Origin of the sequence: Planococcus chinensis (assembly GCF_020071995.1) — a bacterium.
Classification (GTDB): Bacteria; Bacillota; Bacilli; order Bacillales_A; family Planococcaceae; genus Planococcus; species Planococcus chinensis_A.
This window is the reverse complement of record NZ_JABWTK010000003.1, coordinates 258,962-285,567: the sequence shown is the minus strand read 5'-3', so window position 1 is coordinate 285,567 and position 26,606 is coordinate 258,962. Positions and strand designations below refer to the sequence as shown.

The following is a 26,606-nucleotide window of genomic DNA, read 5'->3' as shown; positions in this document are numbered from 1 at the left end:
ACGATTTATTGAGTTTGGCCGTTTTTAATCCATTGCGCCACTTCAACCGTATGGTTTGCCTGGTATTTAACTGCGTCTTCCACATCTTCCACCATGCCGTTTTCGCCTGCGGTAACCGTCGTCCCGTAAGGATTGCCGCCTGCTTTGAACAAGGCCGGATTGTTGTAGCCCGGCGCTGCCACAATTGCACCCCAATGGAACATGGATGTGTAGACGGCGAGTACGGTTGCTTCCTGACCGCCATGGGGATTCTGCGCAGACGACATCGCACTGACCACTTTGTTCGCCAGTTTGCCTTGTGCCCAGGCTCCTCCGGTAATATCAAGGAACTGCTGGAACTGGGTCGGTACGTGGCCATAACGGGTCGGTACACTGAAAATAATGGCATCCGCCCATTCAAGCAAGTCCACTTCCGCTTCCGGTACATCTTGAGTCGCTTCATGATGAGCTTTCCATGCCGGATTTGATTCGATGGCTGCCTGTGGTGCAGTTTCTCTCACTTTTGCTACCCGCACTTCTGCACCGGACTGCTGGGCCGCTTCTTCTGCCCATTTTGCCATTTGATAGTTGGTGCCTGTCGAACTGTAGTAAATGATCGCTAATTTTACATTTGCCATGGGTTGACTTCCTCTCCTTTATGCATTGAGTCCGTGACTGCTGCTAATTCGAGAAATATCCTGAATTAAAGATTTTTTCTTACCCTACCTGTTTCCCCGTTTTACTTGCTTATTAAACAAAAACAAGCTACCAAATGCAGAAACTTCCGCACCCGGCAACTTGTTTTCTGCTTGAAAAAGCGATTACACTTCCGTCTTTTCGGTCCGCTCTGCTGACATTTCACGCAATTTGAATTTCTGGATTTTTCCCGACGCGGTCATCGGGTATTCCTTTGTAAATTCAATATACCGCGGAATTTTATGCCGGGAGATTTTGCCTTGGCAATACTCGCGCAGTTCTTCTGAAGACAGCTTCTGCCCTTCTTTTAAAATGACCCAGGCCATCAATTCTTCTCCGTATTTCGGATCCGGCACCCCGACTACCTGGACATCCTGAATGGAAGGATGCTGATACAAAAATTCTTCGATTTCGCGCGGATAAATGTTTTCGCCCCCGCGGATGACCATGTCTTTGATGCGGCCGGTAATGGCGATATAGCCGTCTTCATCTTCAACTGCAATATCTCCTGTATGGAGCCACCCTTCTTCGTCAATCGCATTCCGCGTCGCTTCTTCATTTTTATAATAGCCTTTCATGACATGGTAGCCGCGCGTACACAATTCACCCGGAACCCCCGCCGGCACTTGCTCATTGGTTACGGGGTCCACGATTTTCACTTCGACTTCCGCATGCGGTTTGCCGACGGTGGACACCCGCTTTTCGATGTCATCGTCCGCACGCGTCTGCGTGATGACCGGAGACGATTCGGTTTGTCCGTAAGCAATCGTAATTTCCGATGCCCCCATGTCATTGATGACTTTTTTCATCACTTCAATTGGACACGGCGATCCGGCCATGATGCCCGTACGCAAAGTAGATGTATCAAATGATCCGAAATCCGGATGGTTCAGCTCTGCGATGAACATCGTCGGCACCCCGTGAAGCCCTGTGCATTTCTCGTCCTGGACCATTTGCAGCACCCGCTTCGGTTCAAATTGCTCGGCGATGACCATCGTTGTCGAATGCGTCACGGCGGCCATTGTGCCAAGCACACAGCCGAAGCAGTGGAAAAATGGTACCGGAATGCACAGGCGGTCCAGTTCGGATAAGTTCATTGTGTCACCGATCAACTTGCCGTTGTTGACGACATTCCGGTGCGTCAGCATGACCCCTTTTGGAAAACCGGTCGTTCCGGACGTGTACTGGATGTTGATGACGTCATCCGGGTCCATCGAGACAAAGCGTTCTTCAAGCTGTTCATCGCTTACTTCTTCAGCAAAGGCCTCAAACTCGCTCCACGTGTAAATACCCGGAAACTGATTTTCCCCCATGACGATGACGCGTTTAAAATGCGGCAGTTTTTCACTTGAAACCGCACCTTTTTCTGCGGATTTCAGTTCGGGGCAAACTTCATTGATGATATCGATATAGCTCGTCCCTTTAAATTCTTCCCCTAAAATCAACGTCGTCGCATCGGACTGCTTTAAGAGGTATTCCAATTCAGCTGACTGGTAGCTTGTGTTGACCGTGACGAGCACTCCGCCCATTTTTCCGGTCGCAAATTGGCTCAATAGCCATTCACGCTTGTTGTCTGACCAAATGGCAATGTGCTCCCCCTTTGCAATGCCAATTCCCATAAAGGCTCTGGCCAAGCGGTCCGTTTCTTCATCGAATTCCTTGTAAGTTTTGCGGACGTTTCGTTCCGGATAAACATATGCTTCTGTTGCCGGGTGCAAGGATGCCCGTTCCCGCACAATCTGCCCCACCGTTTTTTCTACAATTGCCATATCCATCCCCCTCAGTATGTAAACGTTTTCAATCCTCTTCCATATTATCACAAAATTCAAAACATGTTGAGGAAGAGCAAAAGCAAACGTCCAGCCGTATTTTTTTCATGGGTCATGATAAAATACAACTATTATGAAAGACGAAAGGATTTGCAATGGAACTACAAACAATGCATGAACAATTAGCCGAACCCATAGAGCGCCGCGCGCTTGTCTCGGCCACCATCAGCCAGCCGCGCCTCAAGTCGAATGAAATCAAGCGAGTGAAACTAAAGCCGGTAGAAATTAAAAACGAGTATTTTATTCAGTTCGAGTACCAATATGAACATATACTAAAACACGAAAACCTTGCGATAGCAGATGCATTGAAAAAGCTGGAGAATTTATTCGAAGAATTTCGCCAGGCTTTATTCCAGTTCACCGACGAACGGGTCCAGATTCAGCTGTCCAAGAAATTTAAGATTTCCTGGAAAACCGAACAAACCGAAACTAAAGCCGCTGAACTGTCGCATAACCGCAAAAAACAATACTTGCTGGAAGACGGCATCGCTTATCCGTTTCTTGTGCGCCTCGGCGTCCAGAGCCCGGACGGCAAAGTGAAAAAACAGAAATACGATAAATTCCGCCAAATCAACCGCTTTATCGAGTTTATCGACGACGCGCTCGTGCATTTGCCAAAAGACCGCACTGTCCGGATCTTGGATTTCGGTTCTGGCAAATCGTATTTGACGTTCGCGCTGTATCATTATTTGCGCATTGAAAAAGGGCTGGACCTGAGGGTGACTGGCCTCGATTTGAAAAAAGAAGTAATTGAGGAATGCCAGCGCATCGCAGATGATCTTGGCTACGATCAGTTGGAGTTTTTAGTTGGCGATATCAACGACTACAACGAAGAATCCGCCGTCGATATGGTTGTGACGCTTCATGCCTGTGACGTCGCAACCGATATGGCCTTGTCCCGGGCCGTCAAATGGAATGCCAAAGTGATTTTGAGTGTGCCTTGCTGCCAGCACGAACTGAACAGCCAAATTGCGGCGCCGGAACTTGGCATCATGCTGCAAAACGGACTTATCAAGGAACGTTTCAGCGCACTTGCCACCGATTCCATCCGGGCGGAAATCTTGTCACTTGTCGGCTATGAAACCCAGCTGATGGAATTTATCGACATGGAACATACGCCGAAGAATATTTTGATCCGTGCTTACCAAACCGGCAAAAAACCGGCCCCTGGACAGTATGAACGCTACAAGGCATTCACTCAGCTGTTGTCTGCCAAACCGTTCCTTGAAAACGAATTGAAGGAACTGCTATGAAACGGAAAAATTTAGTCAACGGGATCGTTCTTGCATTCTCGGTGATTTTCATCCGTTTCCTCGATGTCCATGTTTATGATATGAATTTACTTTTCACTCTTTTGCTGATTGTCGTATTGATTGCCGGATTGATGAAACTTGTGGACCGTTTTCCTTCTTTGGATAAACCTGTGGGAAAACGGGCAGCGATGATTACAAACATCACGGTCGTATTGGTGATCTTTATAGCGTTTTTCGCTTTGGGTCTGTAAAATGCAAAAAAAGCCCGCTGGCCTCATTTGAGGTTAGCGGGCTTTTTGCATATCTTCATCAAGAAACTTGATCGTCTTCCAGTTTTGCTGCTTCCATTTCGATTTGATAACTTTTTTTGTATTCGCGCGTTTCAGCAAACATGATTAAGCTGAATACACCTGCCAGAAGAAACGCCGGAAGCGAATCTTGTAGAAAACCCCAAACGAGTGAAACGGCTATCGCAGCGAATAAAAAACCAATGGCTTTTGCTGATTTGCTGTTTTGTTCTTTGATCTCTTCGATTTTATAACGATTCATTCTATCACTCCCCCGATATAAGCATTATACGCAATCGGGACAAAATAGAAAGAAGAAATTACTCTTTTCACACATTTTTAACATTTAAAAACGCTTCACCTTTAAAAAATGTACACATCTCCCCAGAACCGGACCATTAAAAATAGCACCCTAACGAGAAGGCGCTATTGACGGTTGGCATTCAATTAGCAGCGGTTTATGGCCGGTTGGAATTCGGCTCGTCTTCTGCTTCTTTACGGATCGACTCCTCCACATAAGCTTTGACCGGCTCCAAAGTGAACTCCAGATTACTTGTCTTTAAATTGTTTTCCAAATAATCCAGTTGATGTTCTTCCACTGCATATGATTGCAGGTTTAATGTGTCGTTGATGTAAAGCATGCCTTCATTGGTTGCCATGGGTACAGGCGTGCCTTCTTTCTCATTTTTCTCCACTTGCTCCATCCCCATGACCAAGCCCTCTTCCTGCAGCGCGGCCATCGCTTTTTCATAGCGTTCTTTTCCAATCTCTTCCCTAAGGCGCTGGTCCAAGGCCTTTACTTCCCCTGTTTCAGCTCCTCGGTAATATTGCACATAATACGCCAACAACACTTGCTCTTTATCTTCAAATTGTTTCATGGCAATTCCTCCTGATTCTTATTGTGTCCCTCATATTCCCTTATTTTCACGATAATATGCTTTTTTATTCGCTAAACAGTATTCAGAATTTTTAATTTTAATTATAATTAAGCCATTACTACTAATAAAGATACATCCGAATGCCAATCCAGCGGAAGAAGGTGGGAACGATGAACGAGAAACCGATTGTGCAAATCCGGAATTTATCAAAGACGATTGGCAGAAAGAAAATTATTAAAGGCTTGAACCTCGATTTATACAGAGGCCAAATTACGGGGTTTCTTGGTCCAAACGGCGCCGGAAAAACCACAACCATCCGGATGATGGTCGGCTTGGTGCGGCCAACCGAAGGCGATGTCGTAATTGAAGGCCAATCGGTCCTGAAAGATTTCGAAGAAAGCATCCAAAAAGTCGGCGTAATTGTTGAAAATCCCGAAATGTACAAATTTATGTCCGGTTACAAGAACCTGCTGCATTTCTCCCGCATGCACAAAGGGGTTTCGAAACAACGCATCCATGAAGTGGTGCAGCTGGTCGGCTTGCAGAACCGGATCCACGAAAAAGTCAGTGCGTATTCGCTTGGCATGCGGCAGCGCCTTGGTCTTGCGCAAGCTTTGCTGCACAAACCCCATTTTTTGATTTTGGATGAACCGACAAATGGCTTGGATCCAGCCGGCATCCGCGAATTTCGGATGTATCTCCAGCGGGCAGCGCAGGAAGAGGGCGTAGCAGTCTTTGTCTCCAGCCATTTGCTGTCTGAAGTCGAATTGCTGTGCGACCGTTTTGCCGTTATCCAGAACGGTGAATTGGTCGATATTATCGGCGTCCACGACGAAGAGCAATCCCGCTATTACATTCAAGCCAAACCGTTGGAGACAGCTTATGAGGTGCTTTATGGCGCCGGATTCCCCATCACCTATCAGGAAGATGGCTGCCTGATCGATACGGAAGCCGAGCACATTCCGGGAGCGATCAAACTCTTGGTGGCGGCCGGCGTCAAAATTTATGCCGTCCACCCATTCCATGCCACGCTGGAAGATCAGTTTCTGGAAATGACGGGAGGCGGCCAAATTGCACAAACTCCTTCAAAATGAATGGATGAAACTATGGAGCCGAAAGCCTACCTGGATTATGGCGATTTTGCTGGCCATTCTCATATTCGGTGCAGCCGGCATCACCAAATGGAACAACTCCGTTTCCAATACCAACATCGAGGAAACCTGGCAGGACATTGTTTCGGCAGAACGTGAATTCAATCAGTCCATGCTTGCCGACCCGGGACTCAGTCCTGTTCAGAAAGAGTATTACGAAGGACGGGTAGCGATTGCTAAATACCGCCTCGACAATAACATCGCACCATTTGAATACACCAGCATGCAACAGCAAGTGCTCGACTCCTATATGCTGATGTCGATTGTTACGTTGTTTACTGTCATTGTGGCGGCAGGCATCGTCGCTTCTGAATATTCCCAAGGGACCATCAAGATGCTGCTGACGCGTCCGGTAAAACGCTGGAAAATCCTGACCTCCAAATACATCACGGTGCTGGTTTTTGCCATTCTCTTTGCTGTACTGACCGTACTGTTTTCGGCGCTAGCCGGTCTGCTGTTTTTTGGCATCGGAGAAGGGAGCTTTCTGACCTGGAATGGCAGTGAAGTGGCCGCCGGTTCCTACTGGCTGGAAGCATTCAAGCTAGCTACTCTCAGTTTCGCCAGCGTCTGGATCATCGGCACCTTCGCGTTTATGCTCGGAACGGTGCTGCGGTCCAGTTCGGTTGCCATCGGGCTGTCGATTTTCCTGATGTTTACCGGCATTCAAGGCGTATTCTTATTGAGCCGCTATGAAATTGTCAAATACTATTTGTTCACCCATACCGATCTCACCCAATACTATACCGGCTTCATGCCAGTCGCCGGCATTACCATGACCTTATCGCTGGTTGTGCTTGCCGCTTACTTTGCGGTCTTTATGGCGATTAGCTATTCGGTGTTTGTATCGCGCGATGTCATGGCGTGAAGTATAGAAAAAGACGGCGCAAGCTTCGCTGCTTGCGCCGTCTTTTTGCTGGTTTTGGGGGAAGTTGCTCGTAAATAGTTCCGAGTTGCTCGTATTTAGCCTGGAGTTGCTCATATCTCCCTTCAAGCTGCTCGTAACCTAAAACTCCGACATCACCAATTAAACAAGATCAGAAAAAAGAGGAGCCGGAAGCCAGTAATATGACTGCCCGATCCTCTCCTTACTTGTCCTTTATCCAATTAAGCAATGCTTCCACAATGAAATCTTGCTGGTCGAGCGGAGAAATACTTGCCGGGTTGTCGCCTTTTTGCTCTCCGTACAGCCCGAACTGTGCATGGTTCCCTCCCGGAATTTCAATAAATTCACTATTGGAAGAAAACAGCGCGCGGTTATTCTCAATGTCTTCAAGCGAGGTCAGGCCATCGTTTTCCCCGTAGAGCGACAGCATCGGCAGCTCACTTTCCGCAAAATCACCTGGAGGGTAGGAGCCCAGGAAGAATAAGCCAGCCAATTTATCTTGATGCTCTTCTGCATACATGGCTGCAGCGACTCCCCCAAGCGAATGCCCGCCGATGAACCAGGACGTGATTTCAGGATAATCTTCAATCACAGCTTCCGCTTTTTTGACCCCGAAGATGCCAAACTTCAATGGCAGCTGCGGGATGGAAACGGTATAGCCTTGTTCGCTTAATTTCTCGCCAAGATACGCATAAGCTTCAGCTTCCACTTTTGCTCCTTGATAGAGAATGAGTCCTTGGCCATTCGGATTTTCTGGAAGGAAAACAAGGCCGTGGTCACCGCTTTTTACTACATCGAGGTCGACTTTTTCCGCCAGCACTTCACTTGGCCCATAATCGAACTGCGCATAGAGGATAAAACCGATAACAGCTAAAGCAACCAGCGCACCAATCCCCATGGCAATTCGAATGCTCCATTTTTTAGCTGCGCTTCTTTCCACACTCAATAGGAAATTCCCACACGGGATTTTAGAAACTCAGAGTTCTCCAGTTGCCCATATGCAAATTCAGCCGTGTCGCCGACTGTGATTTCCTTGCCGCCTTCCGGCAGGAAGTCTTTTTCCGTCCGGTAGCCGCCGCGCGCTTTCCCGTCCGGCAAATAAGTCGGGCAGACGATCGTCCAATCCAGGTCGATCGCTTCCAAGAGACGAAACACCGTTTCATGTTCTTCGGCAGCAAATGTCAGCTTGCGGTTGGAGTCCCCGCCTTGGTAACGGAGCATGCCCGGTGTCAGCCGGCTGTTCAAAATGCCTGCCGTGCCGATGGTAATGATGCGCCGGATGCCTTCGTTTTTCATTGCCCCGATAATGAGCGGCATCGCTTCAGAAAGTGTCGTCGTCCGGTCGGTGCCAATGGCGCTGAATACCGCATCGGCGCCTTGCAGCGTTCGCTCGACGTCTTCCGCTTTCCGGACGTCTCCTATGATAACTTCCAAACTCGGATGTTCATCCAGTTTCGGAGAACGCACAAGCGCCTTCACTTCGTGGCCATCCGCCAGTGCCCGTTTCAGGATTTGTCCGCCGACGCGCCCCGTAGCTCCAAAAATCGCGATTTTCATCGTCATTCCCCTTCTCCGGTTCAATTATTTAAATAAATACCCTTTTTTCGCCAGCACATCTTTGAGATCCGGGCGGCGCGGTTTTCTGAGGAATGTCGCCATTTGCTGTGTCCACGTTGCAACTTTCTGGTTTGTGCTGCGTTCCTGATAGTAACGCTGGATTGTTTCATCGTATTCCGGAAGCAAGGTTTTGTATTTGGCTTCATTGTATTCATTTTCATGCAAAATCGCTTCGACCGGCAAACGCGGTTTTACCTCATTGGATTCGTTCGGCACGCCGACCGTCAAACCATACACCGGAAAAACGCCTTCCGGCAAACCGACCAATTCGCTGATCGCTTCCATATTGTTGCGCACCCCGCCGATATAGCAGATGCCATAGCCTTTTGACTCAGCTGCAAGCACTAGGTTTTGGGCAAGCAAGCCGACATCCGTTACAGCGACGATTAAATTTTCCGCATGGTCGAACGAAATGGCTTCGCCTTGCATGTCGCCGGCATGCTTCAAGCGGTTGTAGTCAGCGCACATCAAAAAGACCGCGCCTGCGCCTTCCATTTGCTGCGCATTGCGGGACAATTCACCGAGCTGCTTGCGTTTCTCGGGATCCGTCACCCAGACAATCGAGTAGGCCTGCACAAAATGGGACGATGCGGCATGCTGTGCTGCTGCCACCAATTCGCTGACTTCTTCCCGCGTCAGCTGCTTTTCTTTGTAATCACGCACAGATGCGTGGGACTTCATCAATTCAATAACCATTATTCAATCCCCTTTCCATTCTTTCTTCTATCCTATCAAAAACTTCTTCATGATACTCTTTCGACGATTTTTGATAAAATAAAGGCAACGAGGTGAAACAATTTGAAAAAGTTTAAAACCGCTTTTTCGATTCTTTTTTTATTGGCGCTTGGCGGTTTTTTCTTCATTTGGATTCAAAATGAGTTGGCATTCCGCGAAGAGCTGCAACAGCGCGCTGCCCCTTCCGGACTGCATCCGGTCGTGGAGGAAAAAAGCAACGAGCTGGTTGCCAAAGCGGCGGCGATCGGCATACAGGTCCTGATTACGGATGGCTTCCGGTCCACAGATGAACAAAACGGGCTGCACGCCAAAGGAAGAAGCACCGCGGGCAACGTGGTGACTTATGCCCGCGGTGGAGATTCCTATCACAATTACGGATTGGCCATCGATTTTGCGCTGAAGCTCGGCAACGGCGAAGTGGTGTGGGACACGGCGCGTGATGACAACAAGAATGGCAAAGCCGACTGGTTTGAAGTGGCGGCTATCGGAAAAGAACTTGGATTTGAATGGGGCGGCGACTGGCAGCGCTTTAAGGATTATCCGCATTTGGAAATGACGTTCGGTTTGTCGATCGACGAGTTGAAGCGGGGCTACCGGCCGGAAGATGTCATGCAATAAATAGAAAAAACGGCCTGGTTCACAACGAACCGGACCGTTTTTTAGTTTTTACAATTCCTGCCGCAGTGCCTGAATTACGTCAATCTGCGTCGCTTTTCGCGCCGGCCGCCAGCCGGACACCATCGCTACACCGATGCTGATGATAGAAGCAATGACCACCAGCTGCCAGGGAATCAAGGAAATGACCATATCGAAGCCTTCGCTGTCCTGTTCCCCGAGGGAACTTTTGATAATGATGGGCACAAGCCAGTTTGCCAGCATACTGATTGCGTAAGAAAGGACAACAGCAATTCCGGTTCCAATGATTCCGATTGCGGCACTTTCCATCAGGAACAGCTTTTGGATCAATTTCGGCTGGGCGCCAATGGCTTTCATGACGCCGATTTCCCGCGTCCGCTCCGTTACGGCCATCGTCATCGTATTAAAAATGCCGATTGAAGCAATCAATACAGCAATCGTTCCCACAAAAATCAACCCGGCTTTCAGTGCCGTGAAAAACATATTCATCGAACCGAGTTCTTCTGTTACCGAATAGACGTAATAGCCATCGTCTTTCAGCGCTTCCGAGATGCCTCCAACAGACTGAAGGCCGTCAGCATAAACCGAAATGGATTTGCTTTCCTCATCGGTTCCAAGCTTTTCATTAAAGGCAGCGGCCCATGAATCGTCCAGATAAACTGAACCATCGCTCATCCAATCTTTTGCCGGTTCTTTCAAAACGCCGGCTACTGTAAAGCTCCAGCTCACGGGTTCGGCTTCTCCTTCATAAGGCGTCAGTTCCAGCTCGAAAGTCTGCCCGATCAGGCTGCCGGCAAAGCCATTCTCGCTTTGCTGCTCTTCCGAAGCTTCCCGTTCCTCATCCGTCAGCAGCGCTTTGGCAAAATGGTACCCGACAACCACTTCTTCTGCCTTTTTTGGCATGGCGCCTTCAGAAAGAGCGAGTCCTGCTTTTTGTTCTTCTTTTAAATCCGACAGAATCGGATTGACATACCCGCTTCGCGCCCCGATTTTCGCCACTGCCTCCGCGGCTACTCCTGAGCGTTCTACAACAGCCTCAACATGCGGTATATTGCGCATCGCCTGAACTTCTGCCGGCGTGATTTTTTCATCGGCCTCCACTTTCGACGGCACTTCGATTTCTGTCACTTTCCGGTTATCGAGCACATCATCCGTAATGGTTTTGTGAAGCCCAAAACCGACGGATGCCAAAACGATTAAAAATGCACAGCCCATCATGGCAGCAAGAATCGTAGTAGCCACCCGGAGTTTGTTGCGTTTCATATGTTGGCGGATAAAATCCACTTGGTCTTTAAACTGCATGGCGCTTTTCCCCTTTCACCAATTCCCCGTCATGAAGACGGTATTGCCGGTGGGCGACATTCGCCACTTCTTCGTCATGCGTGATGATGACAAACGTCAATCCGAGTGTGCTATTCAGCGCTTGGATCAGCTGCAGAATCTCTTGTTCCGTTTCCGAATCGAGGCTGCCGGTAGGTTCATCCGCCAATAAAACCGGCGGGTTCGTCACCAGTGCACGCGCGATGCTGACCCGTTGCTGCTGGCCGCCGGAAAGTTCGCTCGGATAGTGTTCCGCCACTTCGGTCAGGCCGACTTTTCTCATCATTTCTTCAACGAGCACTTTTCTCTCGCCGGAACTGAGCCCTTTGATTTTCAGCGGCAGCTCCACATTTTCAAATGCCGTCAGGCCGGGCATCAACTGGAAGTTCTGAAAGATGAAACCGAAATTCGCTAAACGGAAGGCCGCTGAATCGGCTTCTGTAAGCGCGGATGTTTCCTGGGCATTCACTTTTACCGAACCGGATTCCGGCGCCATAAAACCGGCAAGAATATTCAACAAGGTGGATTTCCCGGATCCGCTTTTCCCAAGAATCGCCACGATTTCCCCTTGTTTGACCTCAAGCGTGATTCCTTTTAAGACAGGAATCCGCCGTTCTTCCCCCTTTTTGCCAATCGCAAAGGTATGCTCTAAATTTTTAATGTTAATCATCGCCTTGCCTCCTTCTTCATCTTGTCTTCAGTATAAAAGGCAAATCTTAACGATTAGTAAGAGGTTTTCTGAAGAATTTCTTAAGATGGGTTCTAGAGTCAGCGAAAGAGGGTAGGTTTAAAGTAAGCATTTGGACATAGAAAATTTCTTTAGTCATCCTTTTTACCATTTGCAATTTCACAACAGCAGTTTTACTTACTGTTTCTACTTTCCCAGAAATTGAAAGGAGGTCTTCTGTGAAACAGTTTGCGGTCATTATTCCGGCGTATAAGCCGGACCATAAATGCGAATCTTTGATTCAGCAAATACTGGCGGCAGGGTTTCAGCAAATCATTGTGGTCGATGATGGCAGCGGCCCTCAATATGCCGATTTTTTCGAATCGCTTTCTCCGGTTCCGGAAGTGGCGGTGCTTCGCCATGCCGTCAACCAAGGCAAAGGGCGCGCCTTAAAAACGGCTTTCCATTACATACTTAATCAAAAACTCCCTTTCGACGGCGTCATTACGGTCGATGCCGATGGCCAGCATCTGGTTTCGGACATGTTGAAAATCGCCCGGAAAATGGCGGAAGCTCCGGACCACGTGGTGCTGGGCGCCAGAGATTTCAAGCAAAAGGACGTTCCGTTCCGCAGCCGTTTCGGCAACCGGTTCACGCGCCTATTGTTCCGCCTCTCCACCGGTGCCGTGTTGACGGATACCCAAACAGGCCTTCGCGGCATCCCGGTCCGGCATCTTCCTCATTTATTGAGCGTTGTCGGGGAGCGCTTTGAATACGAAATGAACATGCTCGCTGCCCTGCGCAGCAAAAAAATCCCGCTCGCTGAAGTGCCGATTGAAACGGTATATCTGGAAAAAAACAAGTCTTCCCATTTCCACCCGCTCCGCGACTCTTATCATGTCTATAAAATCTTTTTATTATATGGTTTGTCCGGAGGCGCTTCTTTTGCACTCGACATTGGCCTTTACTGGCTGTTTATCCAATTATGGCGCAGCGAAGAACCCCAGCTGTTCATCATTTTCGCAACAGTTGCCGCCCGGATTCTGTCTTCTTTATTCAATTATTATGTGAACCGCAACAAGGTTTTCGGCCAAGGATCAAGAAAATCCTTTATCCGCTACTATATTCTGGCTGCGTTCATCATGATGATGTCCGCCGGATCCGTCCATTTCTTGTACGCCGAGTGGTTGGGACGCGGAGAAGTCATCCTGAAAGTGCTTGTCGATACCGTTCTGTTTCTTTTCGGCTTCGTCGTCCAGCGCTCCTGGGTCTTCCGGAAAGAATAAAAAACCCGCATCCTCGTTTCAGGATGCGGGTTTTTCATGTGCGTCATTTCCCATGCGCCAAGGCAATTCGCGGGTCGATTTGGCGGGACATGCGGACCATGATCGGCTGAAAGCCCAGCTTTGGCCAGAAGTATGAAGCCAAATGGTTCGGCGAGTGCCAGTCGGCGAAAATATAATCAAATCCTTCATTTTTCAGTTCCTTGAAGCAATAATGGGCCATCGCTTTCCCGATCCCCGTTCCGCGCAAATTGGGATTGGTGGAAGCGGCGGGCAGCGCCACACAATTCTCAGGCGTTACCAGGCTGAGCGGATCGGCTTTTCTAAAATACACGTGGAAACCGCCAATCTGTTCCCCTTGTTCCGCGAGCCACAAATAGGCACCGCCGTCAGCCGATAATTCTTCGTAGCTGCTCTTGATGTCTTCCATCGTCTCTTTCGTGATCGGCTGCCAAGACGGAGCCGCAGCTTGGTGGATGCTGTTCCATAGCGCCATCTTTTTCAGCAATGGGCCGTCTTCCCGGCTTCCTGTCCGGAAAACCAAGCCCGCTACAGGTTCTGCGGCCTCCGCCTCAAAGTCCTGGAGCGGCAAGACAGCGTATTTCTGTTCATACCGAAAAGACTGGTCAAGCCATTCTGCAACGATTTTCCGGTCCCCGAGCGGCACCATCATCACATGGTGGAAATAGCCGTTTTTGACCCATTCCGCGCCGGCATCCGCATACAACAGCCGAAGCAGGCGCGGATGTTCTGCGTCTTTGATCGCCACGGATTCATAATCCATCCAGACGTAGCGGCCTCTTTCCGCGCTTTCCTTGAATTCATACAGCAGGTAGCCAATGACATCAATGCCCCGGACCGCTACGATTCCGCTGATATATGGCCGCTCCAGCATCTTGCGGAGGACCATTTCAGCTTCATCAAATTCCTCGAATTCTGACGGGAAAAAGGGAAAGAATTTCCGCTCCCGTTCATGCCGTTTGGCCAGTAAGACTGCCATCTGCCGAATATGCTGCTCTTCCACGCCCACAAATTGAATCATCCCCATCACTCCTCTGAATGAAGTTTCACTTCAAGCATCCGGTAGTTCCCATTCGCTGCCTTTTCGCCAAAAACTACGGGAACCGGTTCAACAAAAATCGGCCCATCAATGATCACCGTATGGAACTCGCCTTCCTCGCCGCACGCGTCAATCCCCAGGCTCTCCAGTTCTTCAATCAGGCTATGGGTGAATTCACGGCCCAGAAATTTCTCGTCGAGGCGTGCCGTATCCACTACCGTGACCACGGCCTTAAAGCCTTTGTCTATTAATTCTTTCAACAACGCTTTTCTCGGTTCCTGCCAAAGCGGATGATTTACTTCCATGCCGGCTTCTGCACTCACTTTCCGGATCCACAGCAAATGGTCTTCGAGATCGATGTCTCCGTAAACGCCCATTTGCACTCCTTGGGACTTGAAAATTTTCAGCTGCTCAATAAATTCCTTTTCATACCCTGCCCAGCTCGCTTTACCGATAATGAGCGGCAAGCCCATGCGCTCTGCCTGCGCCTGCATCACTTCAAGCGGCAAGCCGTGGGAACGGGACCTTGTGCCGTCTTCTTCAAACATTGTAAACAGCGCGACCGGTACATGGCCGTCCATCACTGCACGGAAATATGCCAGCGCCGAATCTTTCCCGCCGCTCCATGACATCACAAACGTTTTCTGCATAATGCACCTCTTCTATCTAATTTGCTTCTTCTTGTATGTACTTCGACATGCGGGGAATAAAACCTTTTGCGAAGTGGATTTGCTTGGTGATCCCCAGTGGTGTTCACTTCTTGTTGTCATCGAAATTTAAGCCCAGCTTTGATTGCTTTATGCCCAAGTTCTATTGGTATACGCCAAACTTTTCTTATCTTACGCCCAATTCTAAAGCCGCTATGTTCTTTTGGAGGCAGTTGCTCGTATCTGATGGAAAGTTGCTCGTAACCGGCTGGAAGTCGCTCGTAACACACCCCCACTTGCTCGTATCACACTCCAACTTGCTCATAAGCGGCCGCAACTCTTCCAGAATACAAAAAAACAGCCGCAAATTTGCGGCTGCTCTCGAAACACCATCTTATTTTTTGCCGACCATGTTTTCCGGGCGTACCCACTCGTCAAACTGTTCAGCTGTTAAATGCCCACTCTTCACTGCAGACTCTTTCAACGTCGTGCCTTCTTTATGTGCCTGTTTCGCAATCGCCGCCGCTTTTTCGTAGCCGATATGCGGATTCAAAGAAGTAACCAGCATCAACGAATTGCCTACATGGTTCTGGATGACCTCAAGGTTCGCTTCAATTCCAATTGCACAGTTGTCGTTAAAGCTGATCAAGCTGTCTGTCAACAAACGGACCGATTGCAGGAAGTTGTATGCAATGACCGGTTTAAAGACATTCAATTCAAAGTTCCCTTGGCTTGCGGCAAATCCGATTGTTGCGTCGTTGCCCATAACTTGAGCGGCAACCATCGTCAATGCTTCGCTTTGCGTCGGATTGACTTTGCCTGGCATGATGGAGCTGCCCGGCTCGTTTTCAGGAATCGTGATTTCACCGATGCCGCTGCGAGGGCCGCTTGCCAGCCAGCGAACATCGTTGGCGATTTTCATTGCGTCCGCTGCAAGTGCTTTGATGGCACCGTGCGTGTAGACCATTTCATCATGGCTTGTCAGTGCATGGAATTTGTTTTCAGCAGAAGCGAATGCTCCGCCGACTGCTTCTGAAATGAATTCTGCAACAGATGGACCGAATGTCGGGTCAGCGTTGATGCCTGTTCCGACTGCTGTTCCGCCGATAGCAAGTTCACGCATTTCTTCAACGCTCGCACGGATCATGCGCTCGCTTTTTTCGAGCATATGCCGCCAGCCGCTGATTTCCTGGCCAAGTGTCAACGGCGTCGCATCCTGCAAATGCGTACGGCCGATTTTGATGATGTCGTCAAATTTCTTCGATTTTTCATCAAGCGTCGCTTTTAGTTTCTGGATTGCCGGAATCAGGTTTTCTGTCACTGCCAGAACGCCTGCAACGTGCATCGCTGTCGGATATGTATCGTTTGAGCTTTGCGACATGTTGACGTCATCGTTCGGATGAAGCTTTTCTTCTGACGATTGCTCCGCCAGGATTTCGTTTCCACGGCGTGCCAGAACTTCGTTCATGTTCATGTTGGACTGCGTGCCGCTTCCTGTTTGCCAAACCACTAATGGGAAATGATCATTCCATTTGCCTTCGATCACTTCGTTTGCTGCTGTTTCAATCGCTTTCATTTTCGCTTCGGAAAGCTTGCCAAGTTTGTGGTTTGCTTTCGCTGCCGCTTTTTTCAATTGGGCAAACGCCATCACCACTTCATGCGGCATGCGCTCGGTGCCGATTGCGAAGTTCTGGAGGCTGCGCTGCGTTTGCGCTGCCCACATTTTGTCCGCTTCTACTTGAATTTCGCCCATCGTGTCTTTCTCTGTACGATATTGCATTCCATTCACTCCAATTCGTATGTCGTTATGTAGCCTTCTCTTCTATTAAACACAAGCAGCCCGAAAAAAGCGACCTTTCCAGCCGAAAAAGCCGCTAATTTTGCTGAAGGAAAAAATCTGCAATGATTTCTTCATCCGAATGCGGAATAAACTCTCCCCGGATATTTTGGGCACCGTTAATGCAGCCGCTTGATAATAAGATTATATCATTCGGACCGCTTTCCTGCAGGGCAGTTACAACTGCTGCATGCCGGGTAGTCGCCGTCAAAACCTGCTGTTTATAAGGCACCGTAAACCCTTTCAGCACTTCATTGACCACATCATTCGGATCATTAAATCCCGGATGGTCGACTGTCACCACAAGAACATCCGCTTTTCCTTCAGCGGCTTTCGCCATTTTCGGCATTTTCGAGAAATCCCGTATACCGATTCCGGCCACTAAAGTGATCAAGCGCTTGTGCGGCAACTTTTTCACTTCCCTCATTACAAGGTCCAACGCAACCGGCGTATGCGCATAATCCAATATGATTTTCCGGCCTTCCGGACCTTCAATCAGTTGGAACCGGCCTTCCACTTGCGGCATACGCGGCAGCACCGAAAGAATCTGTTCGATTGTGTTGCCGGACAATAAAGACGCACCGATGGCAGCCGTCAGATTTCCGGCATTGTATTCTCCGAACAACGGAACCTTTACTTGATGCACCTGTTCCTGAAAGTGCAAATCAAAGCGCATGCCGCTTTCTTCGATGCGGATATTGGTCCAGACCAAATCCGCTCCTGAATCGAGCCTTTGGCTATAGGTCAATACCGGATAATCAACCACTTCCAAAATTTCTTTTGCCATGCCTTGGTCATCTACGTTAATGACCGCCATTTTCGCCTGTTTGAACAACTGCAATTTGCATGTCAAATAATTCTCGAAAGTATGATGATACTCCAAATGCTCTTCGGAAATATTGGTATGGATGGCTACATCGAAAAGAATGCCTTCCACACGTTTCTGGTCAAGAGCAATCGAAGATACTTCCATTGCCGCTGCCCGGTCGCCAAATGCCGCAAGATGCGAAAAGATTTGATGGATATCTGAAGAAATGGGTGTAGTGGGCGTGCTTTTTTTATAGGGCGTTTTTCCTGAAGAATTGTAAATACCGGTTGTCCCCAAAAATCCGCACGGCAATCCCAGAAGGTTGAAGAGATTATAAACATAGGTGGCCGTTGTCGTCTTGCCATTTGTTCCCGTAACCCCCACTTTCACCAAGTGGTCCTGGGAGCCTTCAAAAAAATGAATCGCAAAAGCTGCCAGAGCCGACCGTGAATCTTTTACAGCGATGAACGTAACGCTCGGAAACCTTTCTGCATACGACTCTAATTGCTGCCAATCGGATCCGATGATGGCAACCGCGCCTTTTTCAAGTGCTTCTGAAATATAAAGATGCCCATCCGTATTTTCCCCAACGATGCAAAAGAACACTGAACCGACTGTTACATCAGCAGAATTATAAGCAATTGAACTAATTTCCTGAGACCCCGGCCCTAAACGATGTTCTTCTGCCAACTGCAATTTGTCGCCAAATTGAATATCCATTGTACACCCCTTAGCATCCAGTTTCGTTTCCTTATGAACTTCCTCCCGCTTTCTTGTCTAAATATTCTATCATTATAACCATTGTTCGCAAACCGGTTTCGATCCATCTATTAACAATTTTTTGCATTTCATACTATTAACCTATTTTCAACAGACCTTTAAAAACATAAAAAGGCATAAAAGCTGGTTCGCTTTTATGCCTCAATCTCTAAATTTCCTGTTTTTCAAGCGTCTGCTCTTTTTCTTCCAATGCGTAGCGCAATTGCTCGATCGTCTGCGGATAATCTGTTTTGCCTGTTAAGTTTTCCAGCATTTCACGGACGTCGATTCCGGATGATTCTTTTAAGGTTTCCTGAAGGGAAGCCATTAAATTCGTCGCATAGGAAGTGACTTTGTTTGCTCCGCCGCCTTCTCCACCGCCAGTATCCACAACGGTAATCTTATCGATGTTGCCAAGAGGCGCAGCAATCTGCTTCGCGTATTCAGGCAGCATGTTGACGATCATATCAAGCGTCGCTGCTTGGCCGTACATTTCAAAGGCTTCTGCAATTTTGCGCTTCGCTTCCGCTTCTGCGAGACCTTTCAGGCGGATGATATCTGCTTCCGATTCACCTTGTGCCCGCTGCGACTCAGCTTTTGCAAGACCATCCAGACGGATTTTCTCGGCATCGGCTTTTGCCATCGCTTCAACGCGGTATTTCTGTGCATCGGCTTCTGCCAACTGCTTGGACTTTTCTGCCGCAGCAGCCTGCTCGACTGAGTAGCGGTCCGCATCGGCTTTTTTCTTCACTTCGGAATCGTACTGGCGCTCACGGCGCTGGATTTCTTTTTCTTCCAGTTCGATCTGCTTCTGGCGTTCGATGATGCGGATCTGCATTTCCTGTTCCACAACTTCCTGTTTCGAACGGGCTGTTTCCAATTCATACGCCTGGTCGGCACGGGCTTTCGCACTGTCCTGCTCGCGTTTGTATTCTGCCACTTTCAATAAATTCTCTTTTTCCGCTTCGGCGATTTCCGTGGCGCGTTCGATTTCAGCGCGCTGTGCATCTTTGCCGGCTTCCGCCCGTTTGATGCGCGTCTGCATTTCCGACTCTGCCGTTGCAATATCGGCATCGCGCTTCACTTGCGCAATCCGCGCTTTACCGAGTGAATCCAAATAGCCGTTTTTATCGCGGACATCTTTAATCGTAAATGAAACAATGATCAATCCCATTTTCGCCAAATCATGCGAAGCGACGCGCTGAACTTCCTGCGAGAACTTATCGCGGTTTTTATAGATTTCTTCTACAGTCATCGATCCGAGAATCGACCGAAGATGGCCTTCTAGAACTTCTTTCGCTTCATTTTCCCGGTCTTCTTTGGATTTCCCTAAGAATTGTTCTGCCGCTGTGGCAATTTCAGAAATCGATCCGCCAATCTTGATGATGGCTGTGCCATCGGCCATGACCGGCACCCCTTGTTCTGTATAAACTTCCGGTGTCGTCACTTCCAATTTGCTTGACAGCAGGCTGAGTGGAGCTGCTTGCTGAAAAATAGGAAGCAGGAACGTCCCGCCGCCGCGGATGATTTTAATGCGGTTCCCAGAGTCATCCGTGTGGACATTTTTCGAACCCAAATAACTGCCCGTCACAATCAGCGCTTCATCCGGCCCGACCGTCTTATACTTTGTTACATAAACCCCTATAATTGCCAATACGACAAAAGCGGCTATCCCAATTGCAATCCATGCCATTTCCATCCTAATTCCTCCTTATATTCTTTTTTCAGTGCTGAAAATCGGTTCATAATCCCTTACATATAACGTGCCGTCGTTCACTTGGATGATCAAGACCTGCCTGTCCTGCCCGATGGCTTCGTTGTCAAATCCGGCAGCCCGTTTGGAAATCATGCCGCCGTAGGTTTCAATGACGACTTCTCCGTAGCCATCCACCGGAATGGGGACAATCACTTTCGCAACTTGGCCGAGCAGCGATTCCTCCGTATAGGCAATCGAAGATTCTGCGGATGACAATGGCAATAAAACGAAGAAATAAAGTAAAATATCCAAAACCACTGCCACCACCGCTGCAATCCCCAAGATGGCCAGATCACCCAAGTTTGTAGCCAGTTCCAACACATAACCGGCTGCTGCCATCAATGTGACGAATGCCAGAATCACGGCAGGGTTGAAAAAAGGGATTCCATCTCCTGCGTCTGCGATATCCGCAAACAGTACATAAAGGACAGTCAAGGCACCTGCTGCAACGAGCGTATACATATATACTTGTTCCATAGGCAAACCGAGCAACTCCATTCCAATACCTCCCATCTCACCCATTCTTTTTCATCCTACTTAATATACGGAAGAACCCTCCTAAAGTTTCAGAATTCTTAAACAAAAAAATAAAAAACCCGTTCTAGTTAAAGAACGGGTTTTGCAAATTCAAGTTCATGGAAGCCCCTGACCAATTGGAAGCCAATTCCGACGTAGCCTTCAGCCAAAAGCTGGCGCTGCCGTTCCAGGTCATCCAATTTCACATTCGTATGATGTTCGTAGCGAACCGTCGGCTGCTCTAAATCTTTGACAAGGATGTAGCGCTCCATACCGGCGTATTTTTCTTTCAACGCGCCAATATGCATTTGCTGGAGGAACTTATCTTTTAAACTCGGGATGTTCATCGGAGCGACGGTACAGCAAATATAGCGGAACTTTTCTTCCAGATTCGGCAGTTCTTTCATGATCACTTCCGCTAATTTCTGCTGAAGCCGATTGCCGCGGTATTCTGGAAGAACGACTGAAATCTCCTGATAAATGACGCGCGGCAATTCCTCTTCGGAAAGCCCGAGGTCCAGACCCAGATGCTCCTGGTCAATTTCCGGTATAAGAAGTGCCCTAAATCCGATTAAGCGGTCTTCAACAAACGCTCCAATCAGCAAACCACGCTCATTGAGGATAAAGAGAAACTCTTCCGTCGATAACGGCTGCAGAATCGCTTTTTCAGGAAGCGAATCGATGACCTCTTTTTGCACTTGTTCAATGACCGGCAAATCTTCCAAATACAATCGTTTCATGTACATGGGCTGTGTTTTCCGAAGCGCTTGGTTCGTAATGGTTCCTTCGTACAAGAACTTCATAGCGCATTCTCCTAGTCCGTAGTATTTTATATGTTTAGGATACCACTTCATCTTCTGGAGTTGTTATAGTTTTTAAATTTGTTTATTGGACTTCCGGGGGCAGACGCCTTTTATAAATCCATCGATCTGTTTTTGATTGTTTAGGAAAATTACTTGATTGGCCAGATCAGCTTCCAGGAATTCCTGCATGTATGCGCGCATTTTTCCTTTTCGTGCTTTATAAGTCGTAATGATAAACTTCAGAAACGCCCACTCCATCTTTTCCGGGCAGCCTTCCGCCATATCCGGTCGTGTTTTGCCCAAATTTGTCAGCCAGCGTTTCAATACGCGGTATAGGCATACGCTTAAAGGCACTTCCAAATAAATAAAGGTGTCCGCTTCTTTCATGCGGATGTCAAAGCTTGCGGTGTAATTTCCTTCGATGATCCAGCGATCACCTGCTGTAATTTTTTCTTGGGCTGCCCTGAATTCTTCCGGATCGGCTTCGATCCAGCCGGCTTTCCAATAAATCGAATCAAGATGATAGACCGGAATATCCAGTTTCTTTCCCAGTTCAGCCGCAAAAGTCGACTTGCCGGCACCTGCTGAAACCCCCGTCACCATTACTTTTTTCATCTCTTCACGCCCCTTTCCCCTGCAATTCTTTTATTATATAGAAAAGCGCAAACATAAAATAGAAAAACCAATTTCGGCATAAGGCTTGCAATTTCTGTAACCCCATGTTATTCTAAGGAAGAATTATTTTTGTTCGGATAACTTTTTATAAAGTGTCAGATGTTCATCTGCAAGATTTGAGCAAGGATAGTAATACAATGTATGCATATGCATACGAGGAGGAAACACACATGGAACAAGGTAAAGTAAAATGGTTTAACTCAGAAAAAGGATTCGGCTTCATCGAGCGCGAAGGCGGAGACGACGTATTCGTACACTTCTCAGCTATTCAAAGCGAAGGATTCAAATCTTTAGAAGAAGGTCAAGAAGTTACTTTCGACATCGAGCAAGGCCAACGCGGTCTTCAAGCTACTAACGTAGTTAAAGCTTAATTTTAACTTAACTTTCTATGGGCTCCCTTTATGGGGAGTCCATTTTTTCATGTTCTTTTTTAGATAAAAACAGGATGCCGTGGTTTCTCGGCATCCTGTTTTGTTTATTGAGTTGGATTCATCGTGAAATACAATTGGAAGCCAAAGTAGATCAACGCGCATGCTACAAGGGTGCCGACCACTATTCCAATTGCTAGTTTTTTGCCGCTCATGCCCTCACCCCTCCTAAAAGTTCTCTCATTTATTTATGGTTCAATGTTGTCGCTTCTATCAATTTCATGACGTCAGCAGCGCCTTCTCCTTTATTCGAAAGGACCGTTAAAACGGTTTTCGTGTCCGGATAATAGCCTGAGTGGAAGCTGACACCTGGATCGTATCCAGTCACGTGGTACTTTACTACAGCCTCTTCACTGCGTGCAATCCAGACACCGTAGCCGTAAGCATGGACATCGAATGCTACATGCGGCGCCAGCAAGGTCTTCGTCATTTCTTCAGAAAGCAGCGTGAAATCCATCAAACTCTCCCAGAAAGAAGCCATATCGCCGGCCGTTACAAACGCTCCGCCGTCCGCTCCGCCTTTAATCGGTATCGCATATTGATTGGTCCGCCACGAATTTTCTTCTTCAATATAACCAAAAGCTGTTTCTTTCGGCAAGCGGTCCAGACGAAAATATCCTGACTTTTCCATCCCGGCCCGCGCAAAAATATTTTCTTCCACAAAATCGGTGAACGCCTGCCCTGCGGCTTTCTCTACAATAAGGCCCAGCACAATAAACCCGGCATTGTTGTACTGGAATCTTTCCCCCGGTACAAACTTCATCGGTTCGTCTTTAAACAGCGGCACAAAATCAACCGCCGACTGCATGAGATACATCGGGTGCTTGGCCCAGATTTCTTCAAAATCATCCATCGTTTCTTCATCAAAATAATCCGGAATCCCGGATGTATGCGTCAACAACTGATGAATGGTCACATCAAAATTCGGGAAGAATTCCGGCAAAAGCTGCGGCAAACGATCTTCAAATGACAGCTTCCCTTCCTCCACCAATTGGCAGATGGCGGTTGCCGTGAAAATTTTGCAGCCGGAAGCAATCCCAAAGCGGGTATCCAACGCGTTCGGCCGTTCGTTTGAACGGTCTGCAAAGCCCTTCGCCATCGACCAAACTTCCTGATTTTTCAGCATCGCTACACCTGAGAAATCGAGGTTTTCCATACCGTCGGCAATCGGATTGCTTGGACGGACTTCTTGGAACAAGCCGTCTTCCGAGATATCGATCTGCCGGCCATCCGCCAACTCGATTGACAGCGGATGGACTTCACTTTTCTGCTTGGAAAAGTACCAGGTGCGTTTTGGTGCAACCAGCAAGATAAAGGCATCGTCATGGCCAAGGAAATTCAGCGCGTTCGGTTCGATTCCTTTATTGCCGCGGACCGGAATTTCCATTGCTTCGATTTTTCCGCCCACTTCTTCTACGTGATCCGTTGTAATGCTGACTTCGCTGATATTGAGAAGGGAGTCGACGGTGAAATCCCCCATCCGGTCAATATGGCGCCGGGCGATAAACTCCACCACATTGCCGGCAGGATCCTGAAAATAAAACGCATCTGCATTAAAATTGGCGTAATAGATTTCGTCCATGCCTTCTTGGCGATTCAAGGCAACGCGCGAACTCGCCCATCCTTTGGCCAGGGTGTATTGGTTGCCTGGAATGTTAAAAGCAAAATGGTAAATTGCTGCCCGTTCGGATGTTTTAAAAACCAACAGGGAGTCCCCAATTGCCAACGTAAAACTGCTGTCGTCTTCTTCAACAATCCGGAAACCCAATTGATATTCGTAAAAGCCTTTCATTTCATTAAGCCGGTTCGTATATAACGTCACTTTCTTGAACATGAAATCACCTCTTGCTTTTAGCATACCGAAATCCACTTCATTTTTCCTCTTTTAACGAAAAAAAGGAGCACATGGCTCCTTACAAAGTTCCGATAAACTGCAATTCTTTTAACTCCCGTCTGTCTGCCTGGCCATTCAAAATGGCTTCCACATCATGCAAAGTCTGTTCCAGCGTTACTGCAGCACCGGACTGGCCGGTAAACTCTTCAGCCACGTAAAATGGCTGTGTAAAATAAGCTTCGAGCCGCTCGCCTCTCTGGTAGGTTTCCAGCTCGCCCTGCGCGACTCTTTCGATGCCATGGGCAGCTGCAACCGATCGAAGTTCCCGGTAACGGCGCAAGGTTTTTTGGGCACGCTGGCGAAGCTGGAAATGGCGCTCGTCCAATTCGGCTTCTTCCAATAAAGAAGAGGCCGAATAGAGCGGGCTTAACGCCGGATACTGGTGGCGGGCTGCAAGATCTGCGTCGAGCTGCCAAAGCGTTTCAAGCGGTCCGAACGGAAAATCGTCATCAACGACTTCACCGGACAAATCAACCAGCAGCACCGTAACCGATTGAGCACCTAATTGTTCATGCAGCTCGAACAACTCTCCCGAATCCACCCGTTCTTTGTCTGTGAAAAGCACCGCCTTATCACCGTAGCGATTTAACAGTTCCAGCGTTTTTTCCACTGAATCGGTGATATGGTCTGCCAGTTCCACAATGCCTTCTAATTCAGGATGATCTTTTTCAGGAATCAAGTAAACCGTTTGATAACCCTGTTCCTTAAAACGGTGCAGCAATTCTGCTGCAATCACCAGTTGTCCCATTCCCGGACGGGCCACAATTCCTGTCGTACCGCCTTTTACCAATGGTGCGAAAAAATCCAATGCTTTAATCTTTGTTTCGATCATCGCCATCTTCTCCCCTCGGATAATGAGTTCGTCTACTGTGCAATTGGCCAGTTTAGCCAATCCCACTAAAGTTCTGACTTCCGCTTTTCCCAAATCAATTTTGCCTGTGCATAAATTGGAAACCGTCGCTGGCCGAATTCCTGCTTCTTTGGCAGCCGTCGTTAAATTTGGTACCCGTTTTCTGAGCAGCGCCACGTTCAATCGAATATCTTCCATCCAACCCCTCCTCTTGTTACTTCTAATAGTAAATTATATTACTTTAAAGCGCAATGATTATTTCTTTAAAAAGTAATTTAATTTACGCCAAAAAGAAAAACCCTTCCATTTGGAAGGGTTTTATTTCAGTTCATATGCAAGCCGCACCATGTCCTGGCATAAGATGCCGTTTTCAATAATCGGCTCCGGGTAATGGCGGGTGAAAAAGCCGCGGTCGATCGACTTCAATCGAAACCCGCATTTTTGGTAAAGCGCGAGCTGATCGAAACTCGAATTTCCAGTTCCGATTTCTACATGCTTAAATCCGCCGCGCTTTGCTTCTTCTAAAGCGTGGTTCACCAATTCTTTGCCATAGCCCTTGCCTCTTTCAGGCTCGGCAACGGCGATGTTTTTGATTTCCACGACGGTTTCCGACAAAGGCAGCAATACATATACACCGACCAGGCGCCGATCAATTTCAGCTGCATACACTATGCCTTTTGCCGCGTATTCACGCACCAGCTTTTCTGACGGATCTGCTTCAAGCATTAAGTCCAGTGGCAGTGCTTCACCTTGTCCGAGCCGCCGGATGTCCATTACTTCGGCTCTTTAAAGCCTTGATCGAGCAGATAATTTTCCGCGTCATCAAACGTTCCGAAGCTTTCTTCCAGATTTTTTCCTGTGTAGACGTTCCAGAACGGTTCTTCATAAACCAGGTCCAGCTTTTCGTTGTTGCGGTTTGTCCATGTCTTATCGTATGGCGGTTCCGGCTCTAACGACAAATAATCCAATGCGTCTGCCACAATGCTTCGAAGTTCTTTCTCGGAACATTCGCGGATGTTGACAAAGCCTTTGGCGTCCGCTTCATACTGCGGCAAGTTGCCGACATATACAAAACCGTTGCCGTTTGGATGCAAGTGGTAAACAACGATTTTTTTGTCATACAAGCTTTCTTCATAATGAAAATTCACCCGTTTCATCGATACATCTTTACGCGTCAATTCCGGAAACGATTCAATGATCGCCAATTTTTCTTCAAATGTAAGCACAATAGTTACCCCGTTTCATAATTGTTGATTCTTAGCCTAGTATAACACGGCTTCCCATAATCCTACATTAAACAGAAAAAAGCCGCCCGAGGGCGGCTTTTTTGTAAACGGATGAATCATAGGTTTTCCAAAA

At 48.0% G+C, this 26,606-nt stretch carries 28 protein-coding genes and 1 pseudogene; 7 read left to right on the top strand and 22 right to left on the bottom strand.

The features are described from left to right. Nucleotides 1-5: 5 nt before the first annotated feature. Nucleotides 6-617: an NAD(P)H:quinone oxidoreductase gene (gene wrbA / locus HU147_RS06995; RefSeq protein WP_224075567.1), complete on the bottom strand. Its 612-nt coding sequence runs from the start codon at nucleotides 615-617 to the stop codon at nucleotides 6-8. A gap of 183 nt (nucleotides 618-800) precedes the next feature. Further along, nucleotides 801-2,444 carry an AMP-binding protein gene (locus HU147_RS06990; RefSeq protein ID WP_224075566.1) on the bottom strand — a complete coding sequence of 548 codons (1,644 nt, stop codon included), beginning with the start codon at nucleotides 2,442-2,444 and terminating at the stop codon, nucleotides 801-803. A 155-nt stretch (nucleotides 2,445-2,599) separates the two neighbouring features. Between HU147_RS06990 and HU147_RS06985 the strand changes: the two genes are divergently transcribed. Together HU147_RS06985 and HU147_RS06980 are read left to right on the top strand one after the other, a co-directional pair. Then, entirely contained in the window at nucleotides 2,600-3,757 is a 1,158-nt protein-coding gene (locus HU147_RS06985; protein WP_224075565.1) for a class I SAM-dependent methyltransferase, read from the top strand. Then, nucleotides 3,754-4,008 carry a hypothetical protein gene (locus tag HU147_RS06980; protein ID WP_224075564.1) on the top strand — a complete coding sequence of 85 codons (255 nt, stop codon included), beginning with the start codon at nucleotides 3,754-3,756 and terminating at the stop codon, nucleotides 4,006-4,008. The genes HU147_RS06985 and HU147_RS06980 overlap by 4 nt, the downstream gene beginning before the upstream one ends. 58 nt (nucleotides 4,009-4,066) lie before the next feature. On the opposite strand, the gene HU147_RS06975 is transcribed toward HU147_RS06980, so the two are convergent. Continuing rightward, nucleotides 4,067-4,306 carry a hypothetical protein gene (locus HU147_RS06975; protein WP_224075563.1) on the bottom strand — a complete coding sequence of 80 codons (240 nt, stop codon included), beginning with the start codon at nucleotides 4,304-4,306 and terminating at the stop codon, nucleotides 4,067-4,069. A 196-nt stretch (nucleotides 4,307-4,502) separates the two neighbouring features. Continuing rightward, nucleotides 4,503-4,922 carry a hypothetical protein gene (locus HU147_RS06970; RefSeq protein WP_224075562.1) on the bottom strand — a complete coding sequence of 140 codons (420 nt, stop codon included), beginning with the start codon at nucleotides 4,920-4,922 and terminating at the stop codon, nucleotides 4,503-4,505. 170 nt (nucleotides 4,923-5,092) lie between these two features. Here HU147_RS06970 and HU147_RS06965 point away from each other — a divergent pair, with 170 nt between their 5' ends. Both HU147_RS06965 and HU147_RS06960 read left to right on the top strand, forming a co-directional pair. Next, entirely contained in the window at nucleotides 5,093-6,016 is a 924-nt protein-coding gene (locus HU147_RS06965; RefSeq protein WP_224075561.1) for an ABC transporter ATP-binding protein, read from the top strand. Between the two features lie 37 nt (nucleotides 6,017-6,053). Beyond that, entirely contained in the window at nucleotides 6,054-6,938 is an 885-nt protein-coding gene (locus HU147_RS06960; protein WP_263427762.1) for an ABC transporter permease, read from the top strand. A gap of 220 nt (nucleotides 6,939-7,158) precedes the next feature. Here HU147_RS06960 and HU147_RS06955 read toward each other — a convergent pair whose 3' ends face one another. The 3 genes from HU147_RS06955 to nfsA are packed head-to-tail and all read right to left on the bottom strand — an operon-like array spanning nucleotide 7,159 to nucleotide 9,269. Beyond that, nucleotides 7,159-7,854: an alpha/beta hydrolase gene (locus HU147_RS06955; RefSeq protein WP_224075560.1), complete on the bottom strand. Its 696-nt coding sequence runs from the start codon at nucleotides 7,852-7,854 to the stop codon at nucleotides 7,159-7,161. A 44-nt stretch (nucleotides 7,855-7,898) separates the two neighbouring features. Then, nucleotides 7,899-8,513, bottom strand: a complete 615-nt coding sequence (locus tag HU147_RS06950; protein WP_224075682.1) for an NAD(P)-dependent oxidoreductase — start codon at nucleotides 8,511-8,513, stop codon at nucleotides 7,899-7,901. Between the two features lie 24 nt (nucleotides 8,514-8,537). Beyond that, nucleotides 8,538-9,269 (bottom strand): oxygen-insensitive NADPH nitroreductase, encoded by a 732-nt coding sequence (nfsA, locus tag HU147_RS06945; RefSeq protein ID WP_224075559.1) that lies wholly within the window; start codon nucleotides 9,267-9,269, stop codon nucleotides 8,538-8,540. A 102-nt stretch (nucleotides 9,270-9,371) separates the two neighbouring features. On the opposite strand from nfsA, the gene HU147_RS06940 reads away from it, so the two are divergent. Next, complete coding sequence (locus tag HU147_RS06940; protein WP_317985498.1) at nucleotides 9,372-9,926, top strand: M15 family metallopeptidase; 555 nt, start codon at nucleotides 9,372-9,374, stop codon at nucleotides 9,924-9,926. Nucleotides 9,927-9,974: 48 nt separating this feature from the next. On the opposite strand, the gene HU147_RS06935 is transcribed toward HU147_RS06940, so the two are convergent. Continuing rightward, nucleotides 9,975-11,246, bottom strand: coding sequence for an ABC transporter permease (locus tag HU147_RS06935; RefSeq protein WP_224075558.1), 1,272 nt, complete (start codon nucleotides 11,244-11,246; stop codon nucleotides 9,975-9,977). After that, nucleotides 11,236-11,934 carry an ABC transporter ATP-binding protein gene (locus tag HU147_RS06930; RefSeq protein WP_224075557.1) on the bottom strand — a complete coding sequence of 233 codons (699 nt, stop codon included), beginning with the start codon at nucleotides 11,932-11,934 and terminating at the stop codon, nucleotides 11,236-11,238. The genes HU147_RS06935 and HU147_RS06930 overlap by 11 nt, the downstream gene beginning before the upstream one ends. A 236-nt stretch (nucleotides 11,935-12,170) precedes the next feature. On the opposite strand from HU147_RS06930, the gene HU147_RS19515 reads away from it, so the two are divergent. Further along, nucleotides 12,171-13,217, top strand: a complete 1,047-nt coding sequence (locus tag HU147_RS19515; RefSeq protein WP_224075556.1) for a glycosyltransferase — start codon at nucleotides 12,171-12,173, stop codon at nucleotides 13,215-13,217. Nucleotides 13,218-13,260: 43 nt separating this feature from the next. Here HU147_RS19515 and HU147_RS06920 read toward each other — a convergent pair whose 3' ends face one another. The 8 genes from HU147_RS06920 to HU147_RS06885 all read right to left on the bottom strand — a co-directional run bounded on the left by HU147_RS06920 (nucleotide 13,261) and on the right by HU147_RS06885 (nucleotide 22,015). Further along, complete coding sequence (locus HU147_RS06920; protein WP_224075555.1) at nucleotides 13,261-14,256, bottom strand: GNAT family N-acetyltransferase; 996 nt, start codon at nucleotides 14,254-14,256, stop codon at nucleotides 13,261-13,263. Between the two features lie 5 nt (nucleotides 14,257-14,261). Continuing rightward, complete coding sequence (locus tag HU147_RS06915) at nucleotides 14,262-14,924, bottom strand: diphthine--ammonia ligase (RefSeq protein WP_224075554.1); 663 nt, start codon at nucleotides 14,922-14,924, stop codon at nucleotides 14,262-14,264. A 391-nt stretch (nucleotides 14,925-15,315) separates the two neighbouring features. Beyond that, nucleotides 15,316-16,701 (bottom strand): class II fumarate hydratase, encoded by a 1,386-nt coding sequence (fumC, locus tag HU147_RS06910; RefSeq protein ID WP_224075553.1) that lies wholly within the window; start codon nucleotides 16,699-16,701, stop codon nucleotides 15,316-15,318. Nucleotides 16,702-16,795: 94 nt separating this feature from the next. Further along, the gene (locus HU147_RS06905; RefSeq protein ID WP_224075552.1) at nucleotides 16,796-18,286 is read right to left on the bottom strand and encodes a UDP-N-acetylmuramoyl-L-alanyl-D-glutamate--2,6-diaminopimelate ligase; all 1,491 of its coding nucleotides are present in this window, start codon (nucleotides 18,284-18,286) and stop codon (nucleotides 16,796-16,798) included. A gap of 208 nt (nucleotides 18,287-18,494) precedes the next feature. Then, complete coding sequence (locus tag HU147_RS06900) at nucleotides 18,495-20,024, bottom strand: flotillin family protein (RefSeq protein WP_224075551.1); 1,530 nt, start codon at nucleotides 20,022-20,024, stop codon at nucleotides 18,495-18,497. 12 nt (nucleotides 20,025-20,036) lie between these two features. Next, a complete protein-coding gene (locus HU147_RS06895; protein ID WP_224075680.1) occupies nucleotides 20,037-20,579 on the bottom strand; it encodes a hypothetical protein in 543 nt (180 codons plus the stop codon). 107 nt (nucleotides 20,580-20,686) lie between these two features. Next, nucleotides 20,687-21,400 carry a hypothetical protein gene (locus tag HU147_RS06890; protein WP_224075550.1) on the bottom strand — a complete coding sequence of 238 codons (714 nt, stop codon included), beginning with the start codon at nucleotides 21,398-21,400 and terminating at the stop codon, nucleotides 20,687-20,689. A 72-nt stretch (nucleotides 21,401-21,472) separates the two neighbouring features. Beyond that, nucleotides 21,473-22,015: a topology modulation protein gene (locus HU147_RS06885; RefSeq protein WP_224075549.1), complete on the bottom strand. Its 543-nt coding sequence runs from the start codon at nucleotides 22,013-22,015 to the stop codon at nucleotides 21,473-21,475. A 230-nt stretch (nucleotides 22,016-22,245) separates the two neighbouring features. Between HU147_RS06885 and HU147_RS06880 the strand changes: the two genes are divergently transcribed. Beyond that, a complete protein-coding gene (locus HU147_RS06880; RefSeq protein ID WP_036807810.1) occupies nucleotides 22,246-22,446 on the top strand; it encodes a cold-shock protein in 201 nt (66 codons plus the stop codon). 241 nt (nucleotides 22,447-22,687) lie between these two features. Here the strand turns inward: HU147_RS06880 and HU147_RS06875 are convergent, their stop codons facing one another. The 5 genes and pseudogenes from HU147_RS06875 to HU147_RS06855 all read right to left on the bottom strand — a co-directional run bounded on the left by HU147_RS06875 (nucleotide 22,688) and on the right by HU147_RS06855 (nucleotide 26,473). Next, complete coding sequence (locus HU147_RS06875; protein ID WP_224075679.1) at nucleotides 22,688-23,659, bottom strand: serine hydrolase domain-containing protein; 972 nt, start codon at nucleotides 23,657-23,659, stop codon at nucleotides 22,688-22,690. A 144-nt stretch (nucleotides 23,660-23,803) separates the two neighbouring features. After that, a pseudogene (locus HU147_RS06870) lies at nucleotides 23,804-23,983 on the bottom strand (serine hydrolase); the annotation flags it as partial. Between the two features lie 433 nt (nucleotides 23,984-24,416). Continuing rightward, the gene (locus HU147_RS06865; RefSeq protein WP_224075548.1) at nucleotides 24,417-25,445 is read right to left on the bottom strand and encodes a hypothetical protein; all 1,029 of its coding nucleotides are present in this window, start codon (nucleotides 25,443-25,445) and stop codon (nucleotides 24,417-24,419) included. Between the two features lie 120 nt (nucleotides 25,446-25,565). Beyond that, a complete protein-coding gene (locus HU147_RS06860; protein WP_224075547.1) occupies nucleotides 25,566-26,021 on the bottom strand; it encodes a GNAT family N-acetyltransferase in 456 nt (151 codons plus the stop codon). Next, the gene (locus HU147_RS06855; protein ID WP_224075546.1) at nucleotides 26,021-26,473 is read right to left on the bottom strand and encodes a hypothetical protein; all 453 of its coding nucleotides are present in this window, start codon (nucleotides 26,471-26,473) and stop codon (nucleotides 26,021-26,023) included. The genes HU147_RS06860 and HU147_RS06855 overlap by 1 nt, the downstream gene beginning before the upstream one ends. Nucleotides 26,474-26,606: the final 133 nt, after the last annotated feature.